At 42.5% G+C, this 6,221-nt stretch carries 4 protein-coding genes, 1 tRNA gene and 1 pseudogene; all 6 read left to right on the top strand.

All coding sequences use genetic code 11. The annotated features are described in order from the left end of the window. Nucleotides 1-422: P44/Msp2 family outer membrane protein (locus KPX09_RS04030; protein WP_249549106.1), on the top strand; the 422-nt coding region annotated here is incomplete at its 5' end. 190 nt (nt 423-612) lie between these two features. After that, nucleotides 613-1,875, top strand: a complete 1,263-nt coding sequence (locus KPX09_RS04025) for a pyruvate dehydrogenase complex dihydrolipoamide acetyltransferase (RefSeq protein WP_249549105.1) — start codon at nt 613-615, stop codon at nt 1,873-1,875. A gap of 210 nt (nt 1,876-2,085) precedes the next feature. Next, entirely contained in the window at nt 2,086-2,988 is a 903-nt protein-coding gene (locus tag KPX09_RS04020) for a class I fructose-bisphosphate aldolase (RefSeq protein ID WP_249549104.1), read from the top strand. Between the two features lie 4 nt (nt 2,989-2,992). After that, nucleotides 2,993-3,064: transfer RNA gene (locus KPX09_RS04015), tRNA-Cys, on the top strand. A gap of 556 nt (nt 3,065-3,620) precedes the next feature. Then, nucleotides 3,621-4,271 (top strand): annotated as a pseudogene (locus KPX09_RS05635) (P44/Msp2 family outer membrane protein); the annotation flags it as partial. A gap of 234 nt (nt 4,272-4,505) precedes the next feature. Beyond that, nucleotides 4,506-5,843 (top strand): tRNA uridine-5-carboxymethylaminomethyl(34) synthesis GTPase MnmE, encoded by a 1,338-nt coding sequence (mnmE, locus tag KPX09_RS04005; RefSeq protein WP_249549103.1) that lies wholly within the window; start codon nt 4,506-4,508, stop codon nt 5,841-5,843. Nucleotides 5,844-6,221: the final 378 nt, after the last annotated feature.

Below are 6,221 nucleotides of genomic sequence, written 5' to 3'. Positions count from 1 at the left end.
GGCCTACGGGTCAGGCAGTGGGTACGACCGACAACACTATCACGATGGGTGCACCTAATAGTAACGCCACAGCTGTAGCGAAAGACCTAGTCAAGGAACTCACTCCTGAAGAAAAAACCATAGTAGCTGGATTACTAGCTAAAACTATTGAAGGGGGTGAGGTTGTTGAGATTAGGGCGGTTTCTTCTACTTCAGTCATGGTCAATGCTTGTTATGATCTTCTTAGTGAAGGTTTAGGTGTTGTTCCTTATGCTTGTGTTGGTCTAGGTGGTAACTTCGTTGGCGTTGTTGATGGTCACATCACTCCTAAGCTTGCTTACAGGTTAAAGGCTGGCTTGAGTTATCAGCTTTCTCCTGAAATCTCCGCTTTTGCTGGGGGCTTCTACCATCGTGTTGTTGGTGCGGTTTCTTCATGGAAGTAAGCTTTGTTATAATACAGAGAGTATATGCAAATATATGCTTCGAACCTGGATTTATCAAGGTCTGTAGAAGCATTATTGCAACGTTGTATCATCACTAATGTGCCAGGATTACGTTCCAATTGAATTGACACCAACATTGCTATGTTGTAAACGAGGTTCCTAATTTACGATGTAATTTTGAGTTGTCGATATGCCAGTGAAGGTCTTAATGCCTGCCCTCTCGCCTACTATGAAGAGTGGTACAATAGCGAAGTGGCATAAGAATGCCGGAGATGCAGTAAAACCTGGAGATATAATAGCGGATATTGAGACCGACAAAGCAGTTATAGAGTTTGAGTACGCTGATGAACCTGGTGTAATGTACAAAATCCTCAAAGAGGAAGGTAGCAAAAATGTGTCTGTCAATCAGAGCATTGCTGTTATTAAAGTGGATGGAGATGAGGAAGCCGAGTTGCTGGATATGGTACATTCTGCGGAAGGCATATCAGGTAGTGTTTCAAGCGAAGCTGCTTCGACAGCGGTGCAAGGTACGCCAGCTAAGGCTGCAGGCGATGTGGTTGCTCAAAGTCCTGCTAACAAGGCGAGTGGAACAGCGCATACTACATCTGGTAGTGATAGAGTTAAGGCTAGTCCATTGGCGAAGAAGCTGGCTGCTCAGCTGTCAGTGGATATCAGCAAGATAACTGGTTCTGGGCCATATGGCAGAATAGTGAAAGTTGATGTGCTGGGTGCTTCTGTACCCACTAATGATACGACTGTACAAGAGGATAGTCGCGTTGTTAAAGTCAGTACCATGCGCAAGGTTATATCTGAACGACTTGCAGAGTCGAAGCGCAATATACCGCACTTCTATCTTGCAATAGATTGTATGGTGGGTGAGCTTTTAGAGGTACGGTCGAGGATAAATAGCAATGCTGAGGCTTCGGGAATCAAAATTACTGTTAATGACCTAGTGATAAAGGCAACTGCATTAGCTGCGCGGGAGTTTCCGGAGGTTAACGCTTTATGGGCGGGAGATAAAATAGTATACCATAAGAATGTGGATATTGCATTTGCTGTGGCTTTGGACGATGGTTTGCTAACTCCGGTTATTGCTTGTGCTGATAAGATGACTTTGTCTGAGCTTTCTAAAGCGGCGAAGAGTCTTGTTGCCCGTGCTAAGGACCGTAAACTATTGCCTCATGAGTTCCAAGGGGGATGTTTGACAATCTCAAACCTTGGTATGTTTTGTATCAAGGAGTTTTATGCAATAATAAATCCTCCACAGTCCTGTATTATGTCTGTTGGGCAGTCTGAGAAGCGTCCTGTGGTTGTGGATAATTGTGTAGTTGCTGCGGATGTTATGTCAGTTACCTTATCGGTGGATCATAGGGTAATAGATGGAGCGTTGGCAGCGAAGTTTTTGAACAGATTTAAATTCTACATTGAAAATCCACTGGCTATGCTAGCTTAGGGAAAAAACCTTTATAACGGTGTTATGCCTGGCTATGGTGCTGTTATGGTAGTTTTGTACTGTAGCGTGTTAGGAACATATTGAGCTGTATCTTGTCGTGTTATTGTATTTCACTGTTGAAATTAGAGATCTCTGCCCTATAATTGGGAAGTGAGCACTCAGCGCAGCGCTGGGTGTACATTTGTCTTTTGTATGATTTGCAGTGGCATTATGGGCTTGAGTGAACCGGTTAAGAGTGTTTTAGATTTTTACGACAGTGAGAACCCAGGTGTTAAAACTAACCTTGTGCGAATGCTGACGCATGGTGCTCTTGCGGGTACGGGTAGATTGCTTATTTTGCCAGTAGATCAAGGGTTTGAGCATGGTCCCGTGCGCAGTTTTGGTGTAAATCCTAGTGCTTGCGATCCGCATTACCATTACAGGCTTGCGAGAGATTGTGGATTTAGTGCCTATGCGGCTCCCTTAGGTATGTTGGAATGTGGTGCGGCTATGTATGCAGGGCAGATTCCTACCATACTGAAGCTCAATGGTTCTACGGCGTTAACTCCTAAAAGTACTCCTCCTGCACAGGTTGTTACTGCCTCAGTTAAGGATGCCTTACGCCTTGGGTGTGTTGCTATAGGCTTAACCATATATCCAGGCTCGGAGTCGTTTTTCTCGATGGTAAGGGAGATTAAAGAGCTAATACATGAGGCGAGGATGTGTGGTTTGGCTGTTGTTGTATGGTCATATCCACGCGGTGGCGATATATCTAAGGAAGGTGAGACTTCATTGGATATTATATCGTATGCAGCGCACGTTGCCGCCTCACTTGGAGCGCACATTATCAAGGTTAAGTTACCTACTGCACGTATAGAGCGTGACAATGTAGAACCTGATATGCTATCGTCTTTGGCGAAAAGGGTTGCGTATGTTAAGAGGTGTTGCTTCGCGGAGCGAAGAATGGTAGTGTTCTCTGGTGGAGATACTAAGGACGATGAAAGTTTGTTTCAAGAAGTAGCCGCTGTGAGGGCAGGTGGAGGTGATGGGTCTATTATAGGACGTAACACGTTCCAGAGATCTGAAAAGGATGCTGTCTCTCTAATTTCTAGTATAGTGAAGCTGTATAGCTAATTTAGGCTGGGTGGCAGAGTGGTTTATGCAGAGGACTGCAAATCCTTTTATACCGGTTCGATTCCGGTCCCGGCCTCTCCTGAAGATCCAGAGTGAAGAGTTCATACTAGTGTGATTTTATTGACGCGGTCTGCTGGATTGTGTCGATATTCTTTTCTTACAACATGCTGTGCTATGTTTCAGTTCTGTATGTTATTGCTCTACGGTATGCGTATCTAGGGGTATAAAAGTTTATATGGTTTTGAGCAGTGGAAATGTTAGTAGATATCTACTTATTGTTATAGAAGCAAGGTTTCTAGTAAGGACGTAGTGTACTTTTTTTGGTTATGAGTGAACTTATTAAGATAGGTAGATATTCGCAACGCAGATTCCAAAGTTTTGATAGTTTCAGCTATATATCTCTGCTACATGTAGAATTACAGCAGGTGTTATTAGAAGGAAGATACAGTATATCTACTAGCTAAGGAGTTAGCTTATGATGTAGTGTCTCTCGTTTACAAATGAGTTTAATATGCGAGGAGACTAAGTAACTACGCTCCTCCGAATATCTAAAAGCAGTCTCTAGGTATGTTTTGTTTAGTAATCCTAGGATTTCATATCTGGTTTATGTATAGGGTTCTCTTATTAGATAAGGTAAGGACATTGTTCACTTTGCTAAGGCTGTTGAAATCTCTCACCCTATCATCGATACCAAGGTTTGTAGTGGAAGTCATGCTGCACTAGAGACAGGGAAGGGGAAGACGTACGTTGAGAAACCAACGAACAACAATGCAGATGGGACAGCACAGTGCAGTGGTTTAGGTGACCCAAGCGCGACGGGAGGACATGGTGCTTTGAATAAGTTTGTAAGCCTTACGGGAATAGGTGAGGGGAAAAACTGGCCTACGGGTCAGGCTGGGAAGAGCACTAGTGGTCCTGTAGTAGGTGCACCTAATAGTAACGCCATAGCCGTAGCTAAAGATCTAGTAAAGGAGCTGACCCCTGAAGAAAAAACAATAGTGGCTGGGTTACTAGCTAAAACTATTGAAGGTGGAGAAGTTGTTGAGATTAGGGCGGTTTCTTCTACTTCAGTTATGGTTAATGCTTGTTATGATCTTCTTAGTGAAGGTTTAGGTGTTGTTCCTTATGCTTGTGTTGGTCTAGGTGGTAACTTCGTTGGCGTTGTTGATGGTCACATCACTCCTAAGCTTGCTTACAGGTTAAAGGCTGGCTTGAGTTATCAGCTTTCTCCTGAAATCTCCGCTTTTGCTGGGGGAGTCTATCACTTCTGCCTTAGCTTATAGAGTTGTGTACTCCTGAAATAAGTTTACTTTTACTACATCTAATAAATTTCTTTAGAACAGGTTATTCTAGTATTCTTTAAAAAGTATACTCCGTGTTAGAAAAGTGCATAACTCACTTGCAAGCCCCCTTGGATAGACAATGAGCATGTATTTTTTTTGAAAGAGATTTTATTTTGGTACTATTGATAAATGGAATGTCAGTTCATGACGATATTTTATAAGGCGGAGGAATGAGTGGTAAAGCGTCAGACAGATACCATATTTGCCCTGTCAACAGCACAGGGAAAGTCAGGAGTGGCAGTAATAAGAATCTCGGGGCCGAGTTCTATGGAAGCCTTAAGATTGCTGGGTGTAAAAGATGGTATTAGTCCCAGAGTAGCGCATTGTAAGCTCCTACACGATAGTAAGGGTAGACTAATAGATCAGGCAGTTGTTTTGTACTTTCCGAAACCTGGCAGTTTTACAGGGGAAGACGTCGTTGAACTACAAGTTCATGGTAGTAGAGCCGTTATACGTCTCTTATACGAAGAATTGCAAACCTTTATTCGTATTGCTGAACCAGGGGAATTCTCCCTACGTGCATATCTAAATGGTAAGATAGACCTTACTAGAGCTGAGGGAATAGCAGATCTCATTAATGCCGAAACTGATGCACAGTTACGACAAGCTTTGGCTCAGTCTACGGGCAAATTAGAGAAGCAGTATAAACAATGGAGGAGTATTCTTCTTGATATCCTCACGGATCTTGAAGCCTGTATAGATTTTCCAGAAGATGTTGATTCTTCACGTGTGCTGGGTGGTATATATAGTAACATTGAAAAGTTGTGTTCTGTCCTTGGGGAGTACCTTAATGATGGCCATAGAGGAGAAAGATTACGTAGTGGTGTAAGGGTTGTTATTCTTGGCCCTCCAAATGCGGGTAAGTCTACCCTGTTCAATAGTATAGCACGGCGAAATGCAGCAATTGTGTCCGAACATCCAGGAACAACAAGAGATGTGTTAGAAGTTGCCATAGATATTGGGGGATATCCCTACATAGTATTGGATACAGCAGGCATTAGAGAAAGCTGTGATGGAATTGAACAAGAAGGCATAAAACGTGCAAAAATGGCAGCAGAACAAGCTGATATTAAAATTGTAATGTACCCCTACGAAACAACATCTATGCATGGAATTAACCCTATATGCGATCTACAAGATGAAAAAACTATTTTGGTACTTAGCAAGGCTGATAATGTTGATTTACCTGAATCTAAGTATATAGACGGAAAGAAGTTTCAGCTCATATCAGTGCATCAAAATAGGGGAATTGGCAAGCTACTAACAATAATACAAGAGAAGTCTAGGAACAGTTTTCCCAAGGAAGGAGATGTATTTATCACTTCTCAAAGGCATAGGAGCCACTTACAGAAAGCTCTGCAGGCTGTGGATGCCGTTTCTCAAGAGATGCCTATAGAGATTGTAGCAGAGCATCTTAGAATAGCAGCATATGAGTTGGGAAGGGTTACAGGAGCTGTTAGTGGTGATGACATTCTGGACGACATTTTCAGTAAATTTTGCATTGGGAAATAAACTATGTACCGGTAGATAACTATTGTTTTTATGGGGCTCTTACCGGACATAGGTGAAGTATCAAGGTAAATACCTGGGTTGAGCGTGATAGTGTGAAGAGCTCTTATAAGCAGATGTTTGCGTTGCAGTAAAGGCTAATGGTGAAAGAGAGCACAATGCTTGCTATTCCCAGGCACACTCACAGCAAAAAATGCACTGGTACTGGTGAGCACGATATACTGTCCTAAAGTTTTGTACATTCTGAGAAGTATCAACACACAAAAATGTACTGAAAATTAATAGTCCAAGGGAGACCTATGGGCACAAAAGCGCCGTACCACTAAAGTCACAAATTCTAATCCTAAGTAAGCTTTTATGAGGTTATATGGCGAAATTTAT

It is taken from the genome of Anaplasma phagocytophilum (assembly GCF_023476575.1).
GTDB lineage: Bacteria > Pseudomonadota > Alphaproteobacteria > Rickettsiales > Anaplasmataceae > Anaplasma > Anaplasma phagocytophilum_A.
Note: the sequence above shows the minus strand (reverse complement) of the source record. Positions and strands in the feature narration are given on the sequence as shown.